This window comes from Natrarchaeobius oligotrophus, from assembly GCF_003841465.1.
Classification (GTDB): Archaea; Halobacteriota; Halobacteria; order Halobacteriales; family Natrialbaceae; genus Natrarchaeobius; species Natrarchaeobius oligotrophus.
The window spans coordinates 1-22,232 of record NZ_REFZ01000026.1; the positions used below are offsets into that span (position 1 = coordinate 1).

Below are 22,232 nucleotides of genomic sequence, written 5' to 3' on the forward strand. Positions count from 1 at the left end.
CCGAACTACCAAGGCTAACATCAGATCCCATCTGTACGGAAGACCGCAGGGGTAGGATCCTCATCTCCTTCGGACCTACTCCTAAGCCGCCAGGGGTACATAACCCCTTCGACCTCGAGTGGTCCGAACGACGGAGCGAGTTCAACGCCCCGCCAATCACGTCGTCTTTTGCATTCACATCCGAATCCCCTCGAGTACTTAAGGGCGTCGGATCGTGCCCACGCCGGAACCTCGTTCCGGCGGGGGCTTTTGCGATCACCGTCGAACGCCCGAACACGTATAAAGGCAACGGATCGCCCGTTCACGTCTCGAGGGTGGATGCGTGTCTGCCTCCGTACCGGAAACCGGTCGGAGGGGACGCGACGGCGAGCGCCGCGTCGTTCGCATTCAAAACGAGGACCGGGTCCCTACATAAGGCCGTCGAACGAGCGGCTCATCGGAAACCGGTAGCATGATACGCCGTTTCACTGTCGAGCAGCGAATCGGTCGCGGTTCTCGAGTCGCGTTCGATCGACCAGCGGCTGCGCTCGAGGGCTCGAACGTGTGACGCGGGAGGAGGTCGGTCGGTCATTCCGCCCTCGTAGGCGCGGTCGGACCGGATGATGCCCGCGTACCCGGGGGATCGGGCGCGCGGACGCAAATGCTTCGCGTTTTCCGGCGACGTGGACTGACCGACGAGAGGTCGCCGTCGGGACCGGCGTTTCGGGCGGAGTATCGGGGGGAATACGTTCGGAAATCGGCCGAGCGAACCGGCGACCGGCGGTCCGCATCGATGCGAATAAACCACGGGGGTCGTAAGGAACAGACGAATGGTCCGGGACCCGATCGCCTCGGAGTCTGAGCCGTCAGCGGCGGAGATCTGCTCCGCGCTCGACGATCCAGACTGTCGAGAAATCATCCGGAATCTCGAGGAACCCATGACGGCTTCTGAGCTTACGAAGCGGTGTGACATCCCACAGTCGACGCTGTACCGGAAACTCGAGTTGCTCACCGAGTCGACGCTGCTCGAGGAATCGACCGAAATTCGCCGCGACGGACACCACGCGAGCAAGTACTCGATCGCGTTCGACGAGATTACGCTGGCGCTCGACGAGGATCGGTCGCTGTCGGTTCAGATCGATCGTCCGGTTCGGACGGCAGACGAGCGGCTGGCGGAGCTGTGGTCGGAGGTGCGAAAGGAAACATGAGTCCGACGATCGGTCCGATGGAGACGATGCTCGCGCTGGCGGTCGTCAAAACGCTCGTTCTCATCGTCGGCGGCGTCATCACCTACTTCGCGTTCAAGGCCTACCGGCGGACGAGACAGCGGGCGCTCGGCTATCTCGCGGCCGGATTCGGGCTCGTCACGCTCGGTCTCGTCCTGGCCGGCCTGCTCTATGAAATTCTCAACGTTCCGCTCGAGATGGGAATCCTGCTCGAGAGCCTGCTCGTTCTCGCGGGCTTCGTCGTGATCGCGTACTCGCTGTACGTCCAGTGACGTTCAATCCTCGTATCCGGCGTCCGCCATGATTTCTCCGAACTCGTCGGTCTCCATCGCCTCCTCGTAGACGATCGCCGTCGCCATCCCGCCGGGGTAGGCGCCGTCGGTGGTGACGTGATGGACCTTGTGACAGTGTGCGGGGTAGATTCCCGGGTCCGCGTCGGCCTCGAACTCGAGGGTGTAGCGTTCGGCCGGTGCGACGTTGATGACGTCCTCTTCGTACCGGGCGGCGTCGGGAACGGGCGAGCCGTCCTTTTCGACGACGGTGAACCGGTGGCCGTGCGTGTGGAACGGGTGGCTCTCGTATCCGTTGTTCGAGACGTGGAGGTGGACCGTGTCGCCCTGGGAGACGATCAACGGCGTTCCCAGCTCCGGATGGAACGTCGTCGGCGCGCTCCGGCCGTTTATCGTGTAGGCGTTCGACGAGCGGTCGACCGGATCGTACTCGGCGTCGCCGCCCGCCTCGCGCTCGTGCAGGCGGGTGTCCCAGTCGCGAAGGGTGAAGAAGTACTCCCGATCCGGCGGCTCGTAGTCGGCCGGATCGACCCGAAAGATGCCGTACATGCCCATGTCGAGGTGGTTGTGGGTCTGGAAGTGACAGTGATAGACGTGCGTGCCGGGGGTGTCGCCGGAGAGGACGTAGGTGTGGTGCTCGTCCGGCCCGACGTACTCGCGGTTGGAGACGGGTGCGCCGTCGTCCTCCCAGGACTTGCCGACGGCGTGCACGTGGACCGTGTGAGGGCGGTCGTGCCCGGAGTTGTCGTAGGTGAGTTCGAACGTGTCTCCCTCGGACATGCGGTAGATCGGACCGGGAACGGACGGCGGGAGGTCGTCGGCCTGCCAGGCCCACACCTCGGGGAGTTCGACCGGACCGCTGGGTGCGTCGGCGGTGACGAGTTCGTGGCGAGCGGGGACGGTCCGCAGCGTCGATTCGTACCCTTGTTCGGAGACGTCGACGATCCGCGGCGGCTCCGTGTACGGGTGATCGGTCAGCGGACCCTCGCTCGCGTCGTCGACGTCGTCGTCCGATTCCGGGGAGGGATCGTCGCTCGAGAGGGCGGAGAGACAGCCGGCGAGCGTACCGAGCGCGCCGGTGGCGGCGATCGAAAGCACCGTTCGGCGACGGGTGCCGGGGGAGGTGGGTGGAGTCATCGTACGGTCGACCGAAGGACCCGCACGATGAAGGGGTATCAAGTCGGTTCCCGTCCGGCGGGAACCGCTCCGAACACGTCAGGCCGAACGATCAGGTGGTGAGCGAACGAAAGAGAGGGTCCGGGCGCGAACTCACCGGTTCAGCGTGTGTATCGCGCGTCCGAGCGCGTTCTCGGCGGCCTCCATCACCGACTCCGAGAGCGTCGGATGGGCGTGGACCGTCGAGGCGACGTCCTCGAGCGTCGCGCCGAGTTCGACCGCGAGGCCGACTTCGGCGATCAGTTCGGACGCCTCGGGACCGACGATGCTCGCACCGAGGAGGTAGCCTCCGTCTTCTGCGGCGACGACCGTGACGAAGCCGTCCGACTCGCCGGTCGTCAGCGCACGCCCGCTCGCGCGAAACGGGAACTGTCCGACGACGGGGTCGAAGCCGGCGTCCTCGGCGTCGGCCTCGGTGAGTCCCACGGTCGCGATCTCGGGATCGGTGAAGACGACCGCCGGCATCGCCTGGTAGTCGATCGCCGCGGGTTCGCCCGCGATCACCTCGGCGGCGACCTGTCCCTCCATGCTCCCCTTGTGCGCGAGCATGGGTTCGCCCGCGACGTCGCCGACGGCGAAGACGTGGTCGACGTTCGTGCGTGCGCGCGAATCGGTTTCGATGAAGCCACGGTCGTCGGTTTCGACGCCGACCGCCTCGAGGTCGAGCGTGTCCGAGACCGGTTCGCGGCCGACCGCGACGAGCACCGTCTCGGCGTCGAGTTCGAGCGGGTCGTCCGCGTCGTCGGAGTCGGAGCCTGCGTCGCCGGTCGCGGTTCCGCCGTCGGCCGCGGCCCCGTCGGCGGGTTCGGCGACGACCCGAATGCCGTCGTCCGTTTCGTGCCACTCCGCGGCGGTGTAGCCGAACTGGAACTCGATTCCCAGGGCGTTCGCTCGCTGTTTGACCGGGCGCGTGAGATCGTCGTCGTACCCCGGCAGGATCGACTCGAGCATCTCGATCACCGTCACGTCGGTGCCCATCTTCGCGAAGACGCTCGCGAGTTCCATGCCGATGTAGCCGGCGCCGACGACGACGAGCGAGTCGGGAACGGAGGTGAGCGACAGCGCCTGTCGCGAGTCGAGGACGGGCTCGTCCCCGAAGTCGAAGTTCGGGATCTCGATCGGACGCGAGCCGGTCGCGACGATCGCGTGCTCGAACTCGAGAGTCTCGGAGCCCTGTCCCTCGCCGCCGTGGGAGACGCGGACGGTGTGTTCGTCGACGAACGTCGCGGTTCCCGAAAGCAGGTTGACGCCGTTGGCCTTGCAGAGCTTCTCGACGCCGCCCGTCAGCTGGGAAACGACCTCGTCCTTCCAGCCGACCATCCCCGAGAGGTCGATCGCGGGATCGGCGTGGATGCCCATCTCCTCGGCGTGAGCCGCCTCGTGGGCGACGTCGGTCGCGGTGATCAGCGCCTTCGAGGGGATGCAGCCGTGGTTCAGGCAGGCTCCCCCGTAGGCGTCCTTCTCGACGAGCGTTACGTCCAGATCGAGCTGTCCAGCGCGGATCGCCGCGACGTAGCCCGCGGGGCCGGCGCCGACGACCAGTACGTCCGTTCCGGTGGTGACGTCTCCAACGACCATGGTGGTTCTTTTCCGCCGAAGACGGTGTAGCTGTTGCAAATAGTCCGAAATGTTATATCTTCGCGAGCGACACCGATCACTCGAGCAACAGCAGTTCGGGGTTCTCGAGGTACTCCATCACGGTGTTCGTGAACTCGGCGGCGACCGCGCCGTCGATCAGCCGGTGGTCGAACGACAGCGACAGCGTCAGCACCGAGCGCGGTTCGATCGACTCCTCGCCGTCGCGGTCGACGACGCGCGGCTTTCGCTTGATCTCGCCGATCGCGAGGATGCCCGCCTCGGGGTAGTTGAGGATGGGGGTGGCGTACTCGCCGCCGATGCCGCCGACGTTGGTGACCGTGAACGTCGACCCCTGAAGCTCGTCGGGCGAGATGGATCGCTCCCGGGCTTTCTGGACGAGTTCGTTCATCTGCGAGGACAGCTGGAGGAGCCCCTTCCGGTCGGCGTCCTCGACGACCGGCACCATGAGGCCGACGTCGGTCGCGGTGGCGACGCCGACGTGGTAGTAATCGCGGTAGAGGATCTCCTCGTTCTCCTCGTCGAGAACCGCGTTCATCTCGGGATACTCCTTCAGCGCGGCGACGACGGCCTTCACGATGAACGGCGTGTACGTCAGCCGGATGCCGCGGTCCGCGGCGCGCGGTTTGAGCCGGTCGCGGGCCTCGACGAGGTCCGTCACGTCGACCTCGTCGAAGTGGGTGACGTGTGGGGCGCTGTACTTCGACTCGACCATCGCCTCCGAGATCCGCTTGCGGACGCCCCGGAACGGCTCGCGGCGCTCGCGTTCTCCCTCCGCGAAGCCGCGGTCGTCCGCCTCGGACGCCTTGCGGTCGGCGCTCGCGGACTCCGAGACGCGACGCGCGTCGCGCTCCTGTGCGTGCCGCTGGGCGTCGGCGTACTCCCTGACGGCCTCGGGCGTGACGAACGCCTCGCCGTCTCGCCGTTCGGTCGCGGGGACGGCGTCGACGTCGACGCCTTCCTCCTGTGCGATTCGGCGCGTCGCTGGGGCCGCGAGCGTCCGGTCGCGGTCGGCCGACTCGAGGTCGGTCGCCGTCGCGTCGGTATTCGCGGCTCCGGCGCTGGGCTCGCCGGCGTCGGCGTCCGTCGAGTCTGTCACCGCGTCGTCCGCGGACTCTGGCTCGGTCGTTCCCGCGTCGACGTCGCTCGAGGCCGGTTGCACGGATTCTGATTCGGAGCCCGCGTCGGCCCCGCCCCCGGTCGCGGCGCGGACGTCGGCAGCCGTGATCCGACCGCCGGGCCCGCTTCCCTCGAGCCTCGAGAGGTCGATTCCCTCCTCGCGAGCGAGCCGGCGAACGCGCGGGGGTGCGAAGACGCGATCCTGGGGCGTCTCGATCTCGTCGACGTCGCCGCCGACCGCGCCGGGGCCGTCGGTCGATTCGGTTTCGTTCGCGTCTGCGGACCGTCCGTCCGCCCCCTCCTCGCCGGCGACGTCGAACGTGACGAACACCTCGCCGACGGGGATGACGTCGCCCGCCTCATAGCGCAGTTCGCGGACGGTGCCGTCGACGGGCGCTGGAACTTCGACGAGGGCCTTGTCCGTCTCGACTTCGGCGACCGGTTGATCCTCGCTCACCTCGTCGCCTTCCTCGACGAGCCAGGAAACCAGTTCGCCCTCGGCGACCCCTTCGCCGACGTCCGGCAGTTCGAACTCGCGCATACGTCGCCTTCACTACCGGGTCACATATCGTTTTGGTCGAGATCGGCCTCGAAACGACCGCGACGGGAGCGCCGAACGGGGTGGTCGACGGTCAGCGGCTGCCGGCCCCGGATCGGTCGCCGACCACTGCAAAAAAGTATCGACGCGAACGTATCACACCCAATGACGTCGACCAGCGAACGGGCGTTGACGTTGCGGATGCTGATCTCGATCGCCCTTCTGGTACTGACTGCTGGCGGGTTCGTCGTCGCGATCTGGGGCGTTTTCGTCGCTGTCGGGCTCCTCTTTCGCCTCTCTCGATCGACCGCGACAACCCTCGCAATCGCACCGACAGCGGCAGTACTCCTCGCCGTCGCGTTCCTCGAGTATCGCGGTTCGACGACGTTCGAGAGGGCGGCCGCGGCACGCCCCGTCGACGCCGATGAGTATCCCGGGGTGCACGCCGCGGTGACGCGGGTTGCGTCGATGTACGGCCTTCCGACGCCGACCGTCGCGATTTCTGAGCGGCGTGCCCCCGAAGCGATGGTTGTCGGCGTCCGCCCGTCGACCACCCGCCTCGTTCTTTCGACGGGGACGCTCGAGGCGCTCGAGGAGGACGAACTCGAGGCGGTGATCGCCCACGAATTGGCCCACGTTCGGAACCGAGACGCGAGGGTGATGACGGTCGTCTCAGCACCGACGGTCATCGCGACCGGGCTCGTGCTCCGTTCCCCCAATCTGGCGAAACGCGACCTTACGATCGCGATCGCCCTCGCGATCGTCGGCCTCCTCGGTGTGGTGCTCACCCGGGCGAGCGTCGCGGTCCTCTCGCGAACGCGAGAGCTTGCCGCCGATCGGGCCGCCGCAGAGATCACGGGGTCGGCGGCACCGTTGGCGAGCGCCCTCCGAACGCTGGATCGGCGAATCCGAGAGACGCCGTCCGAGGACCTCCGAAAGGTACGTCCGGTGTCAGTGCTGTCGATTCTCCCGTTCGCGTCGCACGAAGGAATCGAAGCGACGACCGCGACGCGCTCGAGCGAGAGTACCGTCGAACCGTTTCCGTGGTCGGTCCGGAAACCCCTCGCACGGCGACGGAGAGCGCTGTTCCGAACGCACCCGCCAACAGAGAAACGACTCAGTTTGCTTGCCGAGTACGAACGCGAGAATACGTGATCCGAGCGTCTCAACGTGCTTTCCGGTGCGATCGAAGCTTCGAAACCCGGTCTTCAATCGAGGGTCCGAGCCCGAAAAATTCTGAGAGTCTAGATCGGGACGACGACAATTAGTTGCTGAAACCGCCGACCAGTAGAGAAACGGTCCGTCGAACCCACCCGCGTCGTATCAGAACTCCACCGCGTTTCGGATGCCGTCCTCGATCCGGGCGGCCTCCGGCAGGTAGTAGTCCTCGAGCGCGTACAGCGGGAACGGCGTGTCGAAGCCGGTGATGCGCTCGATCGGCGCTTCCTGGTAGAGCAGCGACTCCTCCTGGAGGGTCGCGATCAACTCGGCCCCGAGTCCGCCCGTCTTCGGTGCCTCGTGGACGACGGCGGCCCGGCCGGTCTTCTCGAAGGAGTCGACGATCGTCTCCTCGTCCAACGGAGACAGCGTCCGCAAGTCGATCACCTCGACGTCGATTTCGCCGTCGAGGTTCTCCGCCGCCTCGAGCGTCGGCCGGGTCATCGCGCCCCACGTGTACACCGAGACGTCCGATCCCTCTCGGCGGACGGCCGCCTCGCCGAGGGGAACCTCGTAGGAGTCGTCGGGGACCTCCTCGCGGAACGCCCGGTAGATGAGTTTCGGCTCGAGGAAGATCACGGGGTCGGGGTCGCGGATCGCGCTCGTCAGGAGCCCCTTCGTGTCGTAGGGGGTCGAGGGGACGACGACCTTGAGTCCGGGCTGGTGGACGAACATCGCTTCGGTCGACTCGGAGTGGTGTTCGGGGGCGCGGATGCCGCCGCCGTACGGCGCGCGGATCACCATCGGACACGTGTATCGCCCGCGCGAGCGCGTCCGCAGGCGCGCCGCGTGGGAGACGATCTGGTCGAACGCGGGGTAGATGAATCCCATGAACTGGATCTCGGGAACCGGACGCATGCCGTAGGCGGCCATGCCGATGGCGGTCCCGACGATGCCGGACTCCGCAAGCGGCGTGTCGACGACGCGGTCCTCGCCGAACTCCTCGTAGAGCCCCTCGGTCGCGCGGAAGACGCCGCCGTTTTTGCCGACGTCCTCGCCCATGACGATGACGTCCTCGTCGCGTTCCATCTCCGCGTGCAATCCGTCCCGAACCGCCTGTACCAGGGTGAGATTCTCCGATTCTGCGGCCATGTTATCCCTCCAGTAACGCGTCGTCGCCGTGTCGGTCGCGAACCGATTCGAAGTACTCGAGTTGCCGACGTAATCGTTTGGGCATTCCCTCGTAGACGTGGGCGAAGATCTCGTCGGGTTCGGGTCGCTCGCTCGATTCGGCCGATTCGATGGCGTCCGCGACCTGCGTTTCGATGCGGTCTTCGATCGCGTCGACGCGCTCGTCGTCGAGGATGCCCTGCTGGCGAAGGTAGGTCTCGAGGCGCGGAATCGGATCCTTCTGCTTCCAGCGTTCGACCTCGTCGTCGTCACGGTAGACGGAGGGGTCGTCGGCGGTGGTGTGTGCGCCGAAGCGATACTGAACGGCCTCGATCAGCGTCGGCCGAAGCTCCCCGTCGTCGGGATCTTTGGCCTTCTGGACGGCGTCTCGGGTGACCGCGTACACCGCGAGGGGGTCCATGCCGTCGACCTGGACGCCCTCGAAGCCGTAGGCGGCCGCCTTCTGGGCTAACGTGTCGCTCGCGGTCTGGCGCTCGCGGGGAACCGAGATGGCCCACTGGTTGTTGTTACAGAAAAAGACGGTCGGAGTGTCGAAGACGCCGGCGAAGTTGAGCCCCTCGTGGAAGTCGCCCTCCGAGGTCGCGCCGTCGCCGAAGTAACAGAGGAACGCCTTCTCCTCGCCGCGCAACCGCGAGGCCCACGCCGCGCCGACGGCGTGAGGAATCTGGGTCGCGATCGGAACGGCGATCGAGAAGACGTTGACGTCCTCGGGGATGTAGTTGCCCCGCTCGTGGCCCATCCAGTACAGCAGCGTCCGCTCGAGCGACAGGCCGCGAACCAGGCCGGCCCCGTGTTCGCGGTAGCTGGGAAAGATCCAGTCCTCGTCGGCGAGGGCGTGGGCGCTCGCGACCTGCGAGGCCTCCTGGCCCGACAACGGCGGGTACGTTCCCATCCGCCCCTGTCGCTGGAGGCTCACCGCCCGCTCGTCGAACCGCCGGGCCAGGCGCATCTGCTCGTACATCTCCACGAGCGTCTCCTCGTCGAGGTCGGGGACGTCGGCGTCCTCGAGCACGCGGCCGGTCTCGTCGAGGACCTGTACTCGCTCCCGGGGATCGCGCTGTATCGTACTCACGGGTGGACCCACCTGTACATACTGTCACAAACTATCGCTCGAGTTAAAGGATTTTCGTAAATAGTTTACTATCGGAGAAATTCTTGCGCGACCCACAGAGATATGTTCATCGAGACAGAGATGTTCCGGACGTTCGTAAAATATATCTCGGTCAAACCGGCCCGTTCGAAATAATCAGCCACGAATCCTCGAAATAATGGACGTGTGGTCGGTACGAGCGGGTCCGTCGGTCGGGGAAAATGCGGCTCTTCGACGGGGAAACGCACGCATTCACGGACGCGACGGTACACGATCGGCCAGCATCGGCGCAACCGTCGAGATCCGTCCTCGAGTGCGGGCTCGAGGGCGGCGGTGTGCTGATCCGCTCGCCGCCGTTCGGCTTCGTCCGTCGGCGCGTCCGTTTCGGGCCATCGGTTTCCCGTCGAAGCGTCGATCGAGCGCCTCCAGGAATCCCGTTCGAACGCGAGAAGGTGGTGGGCCGCGAAAGCGAGCCCGGACGACGTATTCCGCGCGACTGGTAACAGGGGGACACCCGACTGGACGGCCTACGCGCTGTTTCGCGCCTCTCGTCGCGCCTCGTCGACCGACTTCCCCTCCCGGAGTACGGCGTCGACGAACAGTTCGCCCGCCTTGTACGACGAACGCACCATCGGGCCGCTGGCGCAGTAGAGAAATCCTAACTCCTCTTCGGCGACGCGACGCCACGTCTCGTACTTGTCGGGGTGGTCGTACCGTTTCACCTCGAGATGGGTTCTCGAGGGCCGGAGGTACTGGCCGAGGGTGACGATGTCGACGCCGCGGTCGCGACAGTCCGCGAGGGTCTGGTAGACCTCGTGGTCGTACTCGCCGTGGCCGAGCATGATCGAGGTCTTGGTGTAGATGTCTGACTCGCGGTCGACGTACTCGAGCACGCTCAGGCTCTGTTCGTATCCTGCGCGTCGATCGCGAACGGGAAACTGCAGTCGCTCGACGGTCTCGACGTTGTGGGCGATCACGTCCGGATCGGCGTCGACGATCTGTTCGACGAGGCGTCGCTCGCCCTGAAAGTCGGGAATCAGGACCTCGACGAGGATTCCGGGGTGGCGGTCTTTGATCTCGCGGATGGTCCGCGCGAAGTGGCCGGCACCCTGATCGGGCAGGTCGTCGCGGTCGACGCTCGTCAGGACGACGTAGTCGAGGCCGATCTCCGCGACGGCGTCGGCCACGTTCGCGGGCTCGTCCGGATCGAGCGGCTCCATCCCGCCCGTCTCGACGTCGCAGAAGTTACAGGCTCGAGAGCACCGATCGCCCATCAGCATGAACGTCGCCGTGCCGCCCGCGCCGCTTCCGGTCGCCGCACCGCCGGACCAGCACTCGCCCAGATTCGGGCAGTTGGCCTCCTCGCAGACGGTGTGCAGGTTCCGCTCGCGCAGCGTCTTTCGAATGTCCGTAAACTCCCGACCCGACGGCGGTTGCATCCGCAGCCAGTCGGGCTTGCGCGCGCTACTCATACCCCGAGCCTAGGGACGAACGGTGAAAAACTATCGCTATCGCGTGACCGCGACGGAGCGCTCCGTCTCGAGTCGGGCGAACTTCTCGAGTCGCGCGGTAACTCACGGTCGTGCGCACGCCCGAGACGACGCATCGGAACGGGTCGAAGCGCGCGAATAGACGCTCGGGCGGGCGTACGTCGCCCGTCTTCCGTGGCCGTGACGGCGACGGTGAACGGCGGGTCGACGGTTCGGGGGTTCACGCGTCGCTTTCCGTCGCGCGTCGGCGAGTAGCGGGTTCGTACTCCCGGTAGCTTTAGGGGTGCGAACGGAATACCGGCTACCGATGGCGTTTAGCACCACCCCGGACTGGTTCCACCTCGGCGACGACGAGGAGATCGTCTGGGAGAGCCGACCGCACCCCATCGAACTGGGCGTCGCCTTCCCGGTCGCGGTGGTGCTCGCGGTACTCGGCCTCGGCGTCACCGCCTGGGGGCTAACCGACGACAGCGGCGTCGTGACCGCGATCGGATTGCTGCTCGTGATCGGTGGCGGCGGAACCGCGGCCGTCCGCTACCTCTTTTGGACGAACACCCGCTACGTGATCACCACCTCCGAACTGTACAAAAAACGCGGCGTGATCTCGCGGGACGTCACCCAGTTTCGCCTCGAGCGGGTCCAGAACACCAGCCTCAGTCAGTCGGTGCTCGGCCGGGCGCTGGGCTACGGCGATCTGACCGTGTTCACCGCCGGCTCCGGAGATCCCGAACTCACGTTCGAACACGTACCCCGCCCCGAGCGCGCCTCGAGCGTGCTGAGCGATCACCTCGCGGCGAGCGCAGACGAGTCGGTCGTCTAACGAATCGGCGCCCGATCCTGACAACCAATCTATCTATCACACCGGAAGACCTATTACATCAAGGGAAACAGTGGCCGATACAATGACCCAACAGTCACTGGCGACCGCGGAGCGACCAGTATCGCGCGCTTCGAGCGTCGCGGCGAGCGCGGGCGTCGGCGTCATCGCCGCCGCGATCGGCTACCTCGTCGCGTACGTGGCGGTCGCGGGCGAAGTCCGGGACACCGTCGGCGAGTCGGCCGCCGAGTGGAAAGGCGTCGCCTGGTACTTCTACAACGCCCACCTGGTCGACGTCCGGGCCAGCGGCGAGGTCGGTGCCATCGGCGGCTCGCGGGGGGTCGACTTCATCGCCCAGTCCGGTAGCGCGAGCGCCACGCTGCTGTACGTCGTCCCGCCGCTGGTGCTTCTCGGCGTCGGGGCGATGGTCGCGTACCACCTCGAGGCCGGCGACCTCGGCGAGGCCGTACTCGCGGGCGCGCCGGTGACGATCGGCTACGCGATCGTGATGGCGATCGGCGCGGTCGTCACCGAATCGAGCACGGAAGGCTCGTTCTTCGGGATCGACCTCTCGGGATCGGTCGCGCCGGAACTCGTTCCCGCGGTCTTTCTGGGCGGCGTCCTCTACCCGCTCGTGTTCGCCACCGCGGGCGCGGTGCTCGCGACCGTGCTGGCGTCTCGGTAGGGAAACCGAGAGTCGAATCGATCCGACGCGACTCGAAGGAAACGCCTTTCATCACCCGCTGCCCGTTTCCGTGTGATGGAGGTTGCCGAGGTTCTCCCACAGTTCGCCGACGCGTTCGCCTTCGAGGAGTTCAACCGGATGCAACGCGAGGCCCTCCCCGCGTTGCTCGAGCGCGAGGAGAACGTCGTCGCGAGCGCACCGACGGCCTCGGGCAAGACCGCGCTGGCGGAACTCGCGATCTGCAAGGCGCTCGCCGACGGCGGCACCGCCCTGTTCATCGCCCCGCTTCGCGCGCTGACCAACGAGAAAGAAGACGACTGGGACCGCTTCGAGGAGCTCGATTACTCGGTGTACGTCGTCACGGGCGAGCGGGATCTGAACCCGCGACGCGCGCGACGCGCCGACATCCTCGTGATGACCCCCGAAAAGCTGGACTCGGCGACCCGCAAGCACGACTCCCGGCGGTACGACTTCGTCACCGACGTCGACGTCTGCGTCATCGACGAGGTCCACCTGCTCGACGCCGACCGGCGAGGGTCGGTACTCGAGGTAACGATCTCCCGACTGCGCCGGCTGTGCGATCCCCGCATCGTCGCGCTGTCGGCCACGATGCCGAACGTCGACGACGTGGCGGCGTGGCTCGACGCGCCCGACGAGACGACGTTCGAGTTCGGCGAGGAGTACCGACCGGTCGATCTCAACGCGGGCGTCAAGACGTACACGCACGGGGAGAACACGTTCGCGGACAAGTACCGACGACTCTACCGCGCGCTCGACCTCGCGGAACCGCACCTCCGCGAGGACGGGCAGGCGCTCGTGTTCGTCTCCTCTCGACAGGACACGGTTCGGGCGGCCGAGAAGGCCCGCGACGAGATCGCAGAGCGCGACGTTCCGATGGGCGCACGCGGGGAGTACGACTTCCACACCGAGTCGAAAGAGCTCGAGAACGACACGCTCCGCAACTCGGTGCTCGACGGCGTCGCATTCCACCACGCCGGCCTCTCGAAGAACGACCGCGACCTCGTCGAGGAGTGGTTCAAACAGGGGCTGATCGAACTCCTCTTTTCGACCTCGACGCTCGCCTGGGGCGTCAACCTGCCGGCCAGGTGCGTCGTGATCCGCGATACGAAACTCCACGATCCGCTCGAGGGCGAGGTCGACATGAGCCCGCTGGACGTGCTCCAGATGCTCGGGCGCGCGGGACGTCCGGGGTACGACGACGTCGGCTACGGCTGGATAGTCTGTGACACCGCGGAGGCCGACAAGTACCGCCGGCTCCTGCGGGACGGCAAGGAGATCGAGTCGCGACTGGCCGAGAGCCTGGAGACGCACCTGAACGCCGAGATCGCGATGGGAACCATCACCGACTTAGAGGACGTGATGGACTGGCTCGAGACGACCTACTACTACGTTCGCGGCCAGTCGAAGCCGGAAGAGTACGACTTTCCGAACCTCCGCCAGCGGGTTCGCGACTGCCTCGAAGAGCTGGTCGATCGGGGGTTCGTCGAGACCGGCGACGACCTCTCGATCGAGGCGACCCCTCGGGGCGTACTCGCCTCGAAGTACTACCTGCATCTCGAAACCGCCGCGACGTTCGCCGAGCTCTGCGACCGAGTCGACGAGGGCGCGACGCCGGGCGTCGCGAAATCGTCCAGCGGGGAGCGAAGTGATCCGCGAGCTGAGAGCGCCCACGTCCTCGAGACGGACGACGTCCTCGAGGCGGTCGCGACCGCGACCGAGTTCGACTCGGTGTCGGCCCGCCAGGACGAACGCGACGCGATCGACGCGGTGCTGGTCGGAACGGAGACGGACGACCTCGACGCCGGCCAGCGAAAGGTGCTCGCGATCCTGCGGAGCGCGGCGAGCGGGACGACGCCCGCGGAGCTTCGAAGCGACGCCTGGGTTATTCGGCGAAACGCGACGCGATTGCTCTCCGCGTTCGGCGCGTTCCTCGACCGGCTCGCCGACCCGCACGCGGCGAACCTCGCGCGGCGGGTCGAAGCCCGCGTCGAGAACGGCGTCGCCGACGACGCGGTCGGCCTGACGGCGATCGACGGCGTCGGGCCGGGGCGGGCGAGCAAGCTGGCGAAAGAGGGGCTGTCGACGCCGGGCGACGTCGCGCGCGCCGGCGTGGACGGACTCGTGGCGGCCGGCCTCTCGGAGGGAGTCGCGGAGCGCGTCTCCAGGGGAGCCCGGGCGCTGCCGTCGATCGAAATCGACTGGGGATCGTTCCCCGAGACGATCGGCGTCGGCGAAAACGACGTCCGCGAGGTGACGGTTCGCAACGTCGGCGAGCCGGCCAGAGCCGGGATTCGCGTCGCCGTCAACGGCGTCGAGATGACGACCGCCGCGTGCTACCTGCGCGACGAAGAGACAGTTCCCGTCGGCGTCTTCGGAGCCGACGCCGACGAACTCGAGTTCACCGTGAGCGTCGCGTTCCCGGAGGAGCCGCTGGTGCCGATCGAAGAGCGACGCACCGTCGACGTCATCTGAGACGGACTGCGTGGACGAGTTATCGGATGGACGCATCTCCGCGATGAATCGGATCCGATGGACTGCGGTTTCCGAACCGCGCCGTCGAGCCGAAGTGGGCACGCGAACGCACGTCCAAGAATTTTCACCCGAGCGGTGGGAGCATCCGTCGATGCAGTCACAGACGCGACGGCGAGAGTCGAAGCGATCGGCGGTATCGTCAGACGACCGAAGCGGGCGCCTCGACCCGCTCGCGTTCGGGTTCGCCCTCGGAACCACGATGGCGGCGAGCGTGGGATTCGTCGGCGTCGTTTCGCGGCTCGGGTGGGCCCGACGGTGGCGAGTGATGCTCGCGGATCTCTACCCCGGATTCGAGGAGGAGAGAGGGGGAACGGCGAGCGGGATCGCCTGGGGCGGCCTGGACGGGTTCGCGGCAGGCGTCACCGTCGCCTGGCTCTACAACGTCTTTCGACGGGAGTGAGCGATGGGGCCTCCGGCGTGCGTGGACGAGTGAGCCTTCGACGCGAGTGAGGAACGAAACGAACTCGAGGGAACGGTTCGGGCGAGCGAAACCGGTCACGCGGCCCGCTCGAGCGACCCGCGGTCGTACGATCCACCGATCTCGCGGCCGTCCGCTCGAGCGAGGTCACGGCGGTACAGCGCGAACGCCACCGGTTTCAGTCGTTGGTCGCCGGCGTCGCCCACTCGAGCACCGTCTCGCGCAACTCGGCCGGCGAGTCCACGACCGCGTCGGCCGACGAGAGGTCGATGTCGTCGTGGGCGTCGATTCGATAGGCGACGACGCGAGTTCCGGCCCTGTCGGCCGCTTCGATCCCGTTTTCGGAGTCCTCGACGACGAGACACTCCTCCGCTTCCGCGCCGATCTCGCTCGCGGCGTACTCGAAGACGTCAGGGTCGGGTTTGCTCCCGCTGTCGACGTCGTCGGCGCTGATCAGGCGATCGAACTCGTCCTCGAGGTCGAATCGGTCCGCGACCCAGCCGATCCACTCGTGGGGGGACGAGGAGACGATCACCGTCGGGACGCCCCGATCGTCGAGACGCGAAAGGAGGTCCTCGAGCCCGTCGAGGGCGGTCACGCGCTCGGTGTAGATCTCGCGTGCGGCCTCCTCGAACAGCTCCTCGAACCGGTCGCGATCGATCTCCGTCCCGTACTCCGACTCGAGGTAGTCGTACGTCTCGCGGTAGTTCATCCCGGTGACCTCGGCCACGTCGACGTCCTCCTCGGGGACGGTCCGGGGGAGGATCTCCTCGCGCTGGAACTCGACCCAGTAGTCCTCGCTGTCGACGAGAACGCCGTCCATGTCGAACAGAACTGCGGTCATGTGCGATCGACTACTCGACGGACTCGGATAGCCGTTTGGTCGGCGGACGAACCGCGCGCGTAACCGGCGCGCTGCGCTCACACCCCTCGCGCGCCGGGGCGGTGGATTCGGCGCGCGACGGACTCGAGTGCACCAGCGCGCGACCCGCCGTCCCGCTGGATCGCAAGCGTGGCTCGCCCCGGAGCTGCGTCGTCGCGGTCGCACCGGCACGCGGTAGTCGAGCTACCGATTGCCGCTCGCCAGCTGGCGGGACTCCGGAAGCGAGCGAAGCCACAGCATAGCGACCGTGCCTGCAGCGGGTCCGATCGCCAGGGGGACGAACGCCCACCGCCAGCCGAGGAACGCGGCGACGAGTGGAAGGAGCTGTATCGACAGGGTCGTGAGCAGAAATCCCACCGCGGTCTGGAGCGTCAGTGCGGTCCCGACGTACTCCGGTTCGGCGAGTTCGGTCACGCACGCCGAAAACTGGGCGGAGTCGGCGACGATCGTGAACCCCCAGATCAGTACGAATGCGGTGGTGAGGTACAGCGACGTGCCGAAGACCAGCCCGGCACCGAGACACGCCGAGCCGCTGACGAGCAGGCTCGCGCTCGTGATCGTCGTCCGGCCGAGACGGTCGGCGCCGTATCCGGCCGCGACGGCCCCCGGCCCGCCCATCGCGATCGTCGCGAACGCGAGTACCGAGGCGATTCGAGTCGCGTCGCCCTCGACGCCTGCAGCGGTCAGACTCGCGACGAGAAAAATCGGGATCCACGTCCAGACGGCGTACAGCTCCCACATGTGGCCGAAATACCCCGCGTTGGCGAGGAGCGTTCCCCGGTCGCGAAGAATCCGCCCAACCGCTCGCGGGTCGAAGGGAGCGGACGGAGCCTGGTACGGTCCCTCTTCGACCGCGAGGACGAGCACGCCGGCAACGCCGGTCAAGAACCGAAGGCCAATGGCGGGAAGCGCGGATTCGACGACACCCGCGATCGCGGCAGTGACTGCCGCACCGAACAGGGCCGAGCCGGCGAACAGGTAGCGGGGTTGAACGACGTCCGAAACCGTAAGGAGCGCGGAGAGCAGCGCTCCGGTCACGAACCCGAGTTGAACGGCGACCGTCAGCCACGCGGTTTCGGCCGGCGTCAGGTCCCACGCGACAGCTAACTCCGGCGCCGCTGCTGTCGCGCTGAACCAGAGCGACATCACCAACAGCTCGGCCAGGGCGATGATGCCGAGTGCGCGCCATCGTCGGTTCGGCGTGGATTCCAGGTCGTTCACGGACCGTACGGTAATCGCTTGCCGGAAGCATAGCTTTGCGCCACAGCACTCGTGGAGCGGACGTCCGATCGGTGCGCGACGGGAGTTCGACGGACCGGGTGCGAGACGAGCGGCTCACGCCGAACGGCGTACTCGCCCCGCTTCGAGCGCAACGGAGGGTCCCTGCTCCTTCGAGCACTGCAACACCCATCCGACGCCGCGAGCGAGGAGCGAAGACACTCGGTGAGCCGTTCGATCGGACGGTCAGGACCGCGATCGAGGACCGTTATCCGAAGACCTCGCCCCGGCGCTCGTGTGCCATCTCTCGAGCGACCTGGGTCGCGACGTCGTCGCCGAACTCCCGCTCGAGCAGCCACAGCGCCAGGTCGATGCCGGAGGTGACGCCGCCGGCGGTGAGCACGTCGCCGTCGTCGACGACGCGCTCGTCGACCACGGTCGCGTCCGTGGCCTCGAGGTCGTCCACGGCGACAGGGTGAGTCGTCGCGGGTCGCCCCTCGAGCAGCCCCGCCTCCGAGAGGATCATCGCACCGGTACAGACCGACGCGACCGTCGCGCCGGCGGTGTAGCACTCGTCGACGGCGTCGGGCAAGACGCCGTCCGCGACGACGGCGCGGACGCCCTCGTTCGCCGTCGTCCAGCCGCCGCCGGGAACGAGCAACAGATCCGGCTCGCCGAGCGTTCCCTGCGGTTCGACGCGGAGGTCGTGACTGGCCGTCACGACGTCGGTCTCCTCGAGCGTCACGAGTCGGGTCTCGAGCGACGCGCCGGCCTGCGCGCCGTTTGCGAGCACCTCGTAGGGACCGATCGCGTCGAGTTCGTCGAAGCCGTCGAAGAGCACGATTTCGGCGGTGGTGTCGACCATACGCGAAGGTCGACCCCGACGGACAAACGTATTGTGCCGGGCGGTTCACCGAACCGCCAGATTCGCGCGTCGATCCGACGGGGGCGTCCTCGAGCGAGAGAGGTGGCGGCGACGACCGGACGTCTCGAGCGGGCGAGTCGATCGACCGGGCCGAAGCGGGCCGACGAGCCGTCGCGAGGCGAGCGCGCTCGGACGTGCCGACCACGTCCGTTATTTGTGGCTCCGTGACGAAGTCACACGGGAGATGGTGTACGCGTTCACAGCTGTCGACGCCGCCACCGGCGTCGCGAGGGACGTCTGCGAAGCCGCCCGCGAGTGCGAGGGCGTCCTCGAGGCGTCCGTGATTTCCGGCGAGTTCGACGTCATGGTCGAACTCGAGGGGAGCGACCCCCACGACATTCTCTCGACAATCACGGGCGAGATCCGTCCGCTCGACGGCGTCGGAACGACGCGGACGTACATCTGCCTGGACGATCACTGACCCTCGAGACGATCCGTGAGAGGGATGCGAGCGATCGGTCCGCCCTCGAGTTTAAGTGCGAAGACGGGGCCAACGGCGGCATGATCGACGAGGCGATCCGCGTGCTCGCGGGCGACTGCACCGTAATCGCGGAGGCGGAGGACCGCACGGAGTACCGCGGACGAGTGACGACGATCGTCAAGCCCGACAACACCGTTCTGGTCCACGACGTCGACGGCTACCAGCCGGTCGCGTGGCTCACCCGCGCGGACAGCGTCTCGAGCGACCGCGCGGACGGGTTCAGCCTCGTGGCGAAAAAAGGCGAACAGACGTTGCGAATCGCGGCCCACGACCAGGACGGATTCGCCCACTATCCGACGTCGGCCGCCGGCGTTCCCGTCGGTGCGTGCCCCGACTGTGACGGCGCGCTCGTGCGCTCGAACGGCGTGCACTGCGTCGACTGCGGATCCCGGTACGGCGTGCCGACCGACGCGACCATTCGAACCGAACAGAGCCGCTGCGGCTGCGGTCTGCCACGGATGCGCGTCGAGCGGGGGCTCGCGTTCGACGTCTGTCTCGACCGCGACTGCGAGTCGCTCGACGACGCGGTCGTGGACGCCTTCGACCGCGAGTGGGACTGTCCGGAGCCGAACTGCGCCGGCGACCTCCGGATCCTCCGACGCGGCGGGCTCATCGCCGGCTGCGAGCACTACCCCGACTGCGACGTCGGATTCGCGTTTCCAACCGGCGTCGTCGACGGCCAGTGCGGCTGCGGATTACCGACGTTCGAAACCCGAACCGGGAGCCGCTGTCTCGACGCCACGTGCGACCGACGGCTCGAGCGGTCGTCCCGTCCCTCTCCCGCGGGCGGCGACTGATGCTGTCGGCGTACGGACCGTCGTCGGGCAGTTTCGAGGCGAGCGCGACCGTCTCTCGGTCGTCGGATGGCGATGACGACGGGCCGGCACGGGCAGCGTCGGCGCGATCGCACTCGCACCGCGACGACGAGAAGTCGACACGGCGAGCCGTGCGACGATCGCCAGCGTCGATCCACAGTCACTTAACGCCCGCAAGCGAACGGACGAACATGTCACTCGAGGGGCGGTACGACGACGAAGCGGACGTCGTCCGCGTGGGCGGAGACGCTCGCCAGCGCTATCACGACTCGCGAGGGTACGGCTACCCGCTCTCGGGCAACGAGATCGCGCTGGCCCCCGTCGAGGCTGCACACCTGCTCTTTCGCGGCGACCTCGAGGCGGTCGTCGACGCGGACGGGAACCGGCTCGGCTTCCGCTCGTTCGTCGCCCGCGAACCGGGCGAGGAGTTCGGCGTCCGGTTTCTCGTCTACGCCGACCTCCGGTCGCGGGGGTTTTACCTCTCGCCGGCCGCGGAGCCGTGGATCGACGATCCACCCGCGACCGACTTCGCGGTGTTTCCCCGCGGGATGGGGCCCGGCGACGGCGAGATCGGGTACGCACTGCGCGTCATCGGGGAACGAACCGACGTTCCCGCTGACGAACTCCGGAAAGGCGTCCTGGCCGTCGTCGACGAGGAAAGCGAGATCACATACTTCGACGTCGACCGGCGTGATCCGGAGGGATCTACCACGACGGCGCTGCCCGACGGCTGTGCGGCTGACCTGCTCGCCGATCGGGTCGTCGTCTGGGAGCCGCCCGTCGAGCTCTACGAGGGGGGCTTTTACGGACAGCCCCTCGAGGGACGGGAGTACGACCGACCGACGCTACAGTGCTCGCTGCTCGAAGCCGCGTACCTGGCCGAACGGGGGGCGATCGACCTGGAGTCGGAGACGGTGCGTCGGCGCGGGCGGGACGTGGAGGGCGAACGGTTCCACAGGCGGTTGACCGTCTACGCCGAGTTGCGCGATCGGGGCGTCGTTCCGAAGACGGGCTACAAGTTCGGTGCGGACTTTCGGACCTACGCGCACGTCGAGTCGGTCGACGACCTGGGGCACTCGGAACTGCTGATTCGCGTCCACCCCGCGGAGTACGTCTTCGAGCCCCGGGACCTCTCGCTCGACGTGCGACTCGCCCACGGCGTCCGCAAGACGATGGTGTTCGCGCTCGTCGACGGCGACGGGATCGAGTGGTGGTCGCTCGAGCGACTGACGCCCTGAGCGACGAAACCGTCGAATCACTACACTGACGTACGGCCGAGCGCATAGCTCCCGGCATGCAACTCGAGGTGATCGGCGTCGGCGGCGCAGGCTGTCGGATCGCGGAGGCGATACGGCGAAGCGATCCGGCCGAGCACTCGTTCGTCGCCGACGCGTTCGCGTTCGACACCGATTCCGCGTCGCGCGTGGGACTCGAAGCGATTCCCGATTCCCACCGTCACCGGTACGGCGAGACGAGCGAAGGCGGACTCGACGGCAACCTCCAACGCGGCCTCGCGGTCGGGGAGGAGTACGTCGACGAACTGAGCCGACGACTCGACGCCGGATCGCCGTCCGTCGCCGACGCGTTTCTCGTCGCCGTCGGACTCGGTGGAGCGACCGGCGGCGGGACCGTCCCGCATCTGGTCGGCAACCTCCAGACGCTGTACGACGCGCCGGTCTACGTGCTCGCGACGTTGCCGGCGAGACGGGAGCTCGAGCCGCCGCCGGGGAACGACGGGCGGGCGGACGCCGACGGTCACGTTCGACCGATGGCCGAGGAGAACGCGGTTCGAACGCTCGATCGCCTCGACGGGCTCGCGAACGCCGTGATCTGTTTCGACAACGAGAGCTGGTTGAAACGCGGCGAGACGGTGGCCGACGTCCGCGATCGACTGAACCGGGAACTGGCGGCGCGGGTGGCGGCGTTCTTCTCGGCGACGGCGGATGCGGGCGGCGGTGCGGACGGAGCGGCCGAGACGATCGTCGACGCGAGCGACGTGGGTCGCATCCTCGGATCCGGGACGGACGTCGCGACGATCGGATACGGCACCCAGCGGGTCGAAACCGACGGCGGCGGCTCGCGCTTCGGGCTCGGACTCTTCTCGTCCGAGCCGAGCGTCGAGACGAGCGAGGCGGTCAGCGCCGTCGAGACGAGCGTCGGAAAGGCGCTGCGCGGAAAGCTCACCCTCGAGTGCGAGCCGGCGAACGCCTCCCGCGCGATGCTCGTGGTGGGCGGTCCGCCGGCGTGGCTCAACCGGCGGGCGATCGCCGACGGGCGACGGACGATCGAGTCGGCCACCGGCTCGAGCGAGATCCTCGGCGGAGACGCGCCGCGACCCGACGGCGAGGACGTGTTCGCGGTCGTGGTGCTCGCGGGGGTCGACCCCGTTTCCCGGCTCGAGGCGCTCCGGTCGCGGACCAGGCCGCTGGATCGGGGTCGACGAGACGCGTGACTCGGTCGGTCAGCCGCCGCGTGAACGCGACGTCGGAGGTGAGAGCCGGGATCAGTTCCGGCCGTTCGGTTCACCGAGTCGAGTCGAAAACAAACCGGACTCGAGCGCGAAACGAGAAGCGAAGGTTTTTGC

General features: G+C 67.4%; 21 protein-coding genes. 11 read left to right on the plus strand and 10 right to left on the minus strand.

Annotation, left to right across the window (positions count from 1 at the left end; all coding sequences use genetic code 11):
* Nucleotides 1–809: 809 nt before the first annotated feature.
* Both EA472_RS20150 and EA472_RS20155 read left to right on the plus strand, forming a co-directional pair.
* The gene (locus EA472_RS20150; protein ID WP_124193298.1) at nucleotides 810–1,187 is read left to right on the plus strand and encodes a winged helix-turn-helix domain-containing protein; all 378 of its coding nucleotides are present in this window, start codon (nucleotides 810–812) and stop codon (nucleotides 1,185–1,187) included.
* Nucleotides 1,184–1,477: a DUF7521 family protein gene (locus EA472_RS20155; RefSeq protein WP_124193299.1), complete on the plus strand. Its 294-nt coding sequence runs from the start codon at nucleotides 1,184–1,186 to the stop codon at nucleotides 1,475–1,477. The genes EA472_RS20150 and EA472_RS20155 overlap by 4 nt, the downstream gene beginning before the upstream one ends.
* A gap of 3 nt (nucleotides 1,478–1,480) precedes the next feature.
* Here EA472_RS20155 and EA472_RS20160 read toward each other — a convergent pair whose 3' ends face one another.
* The 3 genes from EA472_RS20160 to EA472_RS20170 all read right to left on the minus strand — a co-directional run bounded on the left by EA472_RS20160 (nucleotide 1,481) and on the right by EA472_RS20170 (nucleotide 5,927).
* The gene (locus EA472_RS20160; protein WP_207891194.1) at nucleotides 1,481–2,632 is read right to left on the minus strand and encodes a multicopper oxidase domain-containing protein; all 1,152 of its coding nucleotides are present in this window, start codon (nucleotides 2,630–2,632) and stop codon (nucleotides 1,481–1,483) included.
* A 132-nt stretch (nucleotides 2,633–2,764) separates the two neighbouring features.
* The gene (lpdA, locus tag EA472_RS20165; protein ID WP_124193300.1) at nucleotides 2,765–4,249 is read right to left on the minus strand and encodes a dihydrolipoyl dehydrogenase; all 1,485 of its coding nucleotides are present in this window, start codon (nucleotides 4,247–4,249) and stop codon (nucleotides 2,765–2,767) included.
* 76 nt (nucleotides 4,250–4,325) lie between these two features.
* Nucleotides 4,326–5,927: a 2-oxo acid dehydrogenase subunit E2 gene (locus EA472_RS20170; RefSeq protein WP_124193301.1), complete on the minus strand. Its 1,602-nt coding sequence runs from the start codon at nucleotides 5,925–5,927 to the stop codon at nucleotides 4,326–4,328.
* A gap of 162 nt (nucleotides 5,928–6,089) precedes the next feature.
* Here EA472_RS20170 and EA472_RS20175 point away from each other — a divergent pair, with 162 nt between their 5' ends.
* Complete coding sequence (locus EA472_RS20175) at nucleotides 6,090–7,079, plus strand: M48 family metalloprotease (RefSeq protein WP_124193302.1); 990 nt, start codon at nucleotides 6,090–6,092, stop codon at nucleotides 7,077–7,079.
* A gap of 168 nt (nucleotides 7,080–7,247) precedes the next feature.
* Here the strand turns inward: EA472_RS20175 and EA472_RS20180 are convergent, their stop codons facing one another.
* The 3 genes from EA472_RS20180 to lipA form a co-directional block, all read right to left on the minus strand.
* Nucleotides 7,248–8,234, minus strand: a complete 987-nt coding sequence (locus EA472_RS20180) for an alpha-ketoacid dehydrogenase subunit beta (RefSeq protein WP_124193303.1) — start codon at nucleotides 8,232–8,234, stop codon at nucleotides 7,248–7,250.
* 1 nt (nucleotide 8,235) lies between these two features.
* Nucleotides 8,236–9,345, minus strand: a complete 1,110-nt coding sequence (gene pdhA, locus EA472_RS20185; RefSeq protein ID WP_124193304.1) for a pyruvate dehydrogenase (acetyl-transferring) E1 component subunit alpha — start codon at nucleotides 9,343–9,345, stop codon at nucleotides 8,236–8,238.
* A 545-nt stretch (nucleotides 9,346–9,890) separates the two neighbouring features.
* Entirely contained in the window at nucleotides 9,891–10,835 is a 945-nt protein-coding gene (lipA, locus tag EA472_RS20190) for a lipoyl synthase (protein ID WP_124193305.1), read from the minus strand.
* 325 nt (nucleotides 10,836–11,160) lie between these two features.
* On the opposite strand from lipA, the gene EA472_RS20195 reads away from it, so the two are divergent.
* The 4 genes from EA472_RS20195 (at nucleotide 11,161) to EA472_RS20210 (ending at nucleotide 15,308) form a co-directional block, all read left to right on the plus strand.
* Entirely contained in the window at nucleotides 11,161–11,673 is a 513-nt protein-coding gene (locus EA472_RS20195) for a PH domain-containing protein (RefSeq protein WP_124193306.1), read from the plus strand.
* A gap of 82 nt (nucleotides 11,674–11,755) precedes the next feature.
* A complete protein-coding gene (locus EA472_RS20200) occupies nucleotides 11,756–12,355 on the plus strand; it encodes a hypothetical protein (RefSeq protein ID WP_124193307.1) in 600 nt (199 codons plus the stop codon).
* Between the two features lie 75 nt (nucleotides 12,356–12,430).
* The gene (locus tag EA472_RS20205) at nucleotides 12,431–14,848 is read left to right on the plus strand and encodes a DEAD/DEAH box helicase (protein WP_124193308.1); all 2,418 of its coding nucleotides are present in this window, start codon (nucleotides 12,431–12,433) and stop codon (nucleotides 14,846–14,848) included.
* Between the two features lie 151 nt (nucleotides 14,849–14,999).
* Nucleotides 15,000–15,308, plus strand: coding sequence for a bacteriophage holin (locus EA472_RS20210; RefSeq protein ID WP_124193309.1), 309 nt, complete (start codon nucleotides 15,000–15,002; stop codon nucleotides 15,306–15,308).
* A 95-nt stretch (nucleotides 15,309–15,403) separates the two neighbouring features.
* Here the strand turns inward: EA472_RS20210 and EA472_RS23285 are convergent, their stop codons facing one another.
* From EA472_RS23285 to EA472_RS20225, 4 genes are all read right to left on the minus strand, one after another.
* The gene (locus EA472_RS23285; RefSeq protein ID WP_279387192.1) at nucleotides 15,404–15,532 is read right to left on the minus strand and encodes a hypothetical protein; all 129 of its coding nucleotides are present in this window, start codon (nucleotides 15,530–15,532) and stop codon (nucleotides 15,404–15,406) included.
* Complete coding sequence (locus tag EA472_RS20215) at nucleotides 15,505–16,170, minus strand: HAD family hydrolase (RefSeq protein WP_124193310.1); 666 nt, start codon at nucleotides 16,168–16,170, stop codon at nucleotides 15,505–15,507. The genes EA472_RS23285 and EA472_RS20215 overlap by 28 nt, the downstream gene beginning before the upstream one ends.
* Nucleotides 16,171–16,392: 222 nt before the next feature.
* The gene (locus EA472_RS20220) at nucleotides 16,393–17,421 is read right to left on the minus strand and encodes an MFS transporter (RefSeq protein WP_124193321.1); all 1,029 of its coding nucleotides are present in this window, start codon (nucleotides 17,419–17,421) and stop codon (nucleotides 16,393–16,395) included.
* 274 nt (nucleotides 17,422–17,695) lie between these two features.
* Nucleotides 17,696–18,292: a DJ-1/PfpI family protein gene (locus EA472_RS20225; RefSeq protein WP_124193311.1), complete on the minus strand. Its 597-nt coding sequence runs from the start codon at nucleotides 18,290–18,292 to the stop codon at nucleotides 17,696–17,698.
* 244 nt (nucleotides 18,293–18,536) lie between these two features.
* On the opposite strand from EA472_RS20225, the gene EA472_RS20230 reads away from it, so the two are divergent.
* The 4 genes from EA472_RS20230 (at nucleotide 18,537) to EA472_RS20245 (ending at nucleotide 22,100) form a co-directional block, all read left to right on the plus strand.
* Nucleotides 18,537–18,773, plus strand: coding sequence for an Lrp/AsnC family transcriptional regulator (locus EA472_RS20230; protein ID WP_124193312.1), 237 nt, complete (start codon nucleotides 18,537–18,539; stop codon nucleotides 18,771–18,773).
* A gap of 80 nt (nucleotides 18,774–18,853) precedes the next feature.
* A complete protein-coding gene (locus EA472_RS20235; RefSeq protein WP_124193313.1) occupies nucleotides 18,854–19,630 on the plus strand; it encodes an endonuclease NucS in 777 nt (258 codons plus the stop codon).
* A gap of 209 nt (nucleotides 19,631–19,839) precedes the next feature.
* Nucleotides 19,840–20,886: a tRNA-intron lyase gene (gene endA, locus EA472_RS20240; RefSeq protein WP_124193314.1), complete on the plus strand. Its 1,047-nt coding sequence runs from the start codon at nucleotides 19,840–19,842 to the stop codon at nucleotides 20,884–20,886.
* A gap of 56 nt (nucleotides 20,887–20,942) precedes the next feature.
* Nucleotides 20,943–22,100, plus strand: a complete 1,158-nt coding sequence (locus EA472_RS20245) for a tubulin/FtsZ family protein (RefSeq protein WP_124193315.1) — start codon at nucleotides 20,943–20,945, stop codon at nucleotides 22,098–22,100.
* The last annotated feature ends 132 nt before the right edge of the window (nucleotides 22,101–22,232 follow it).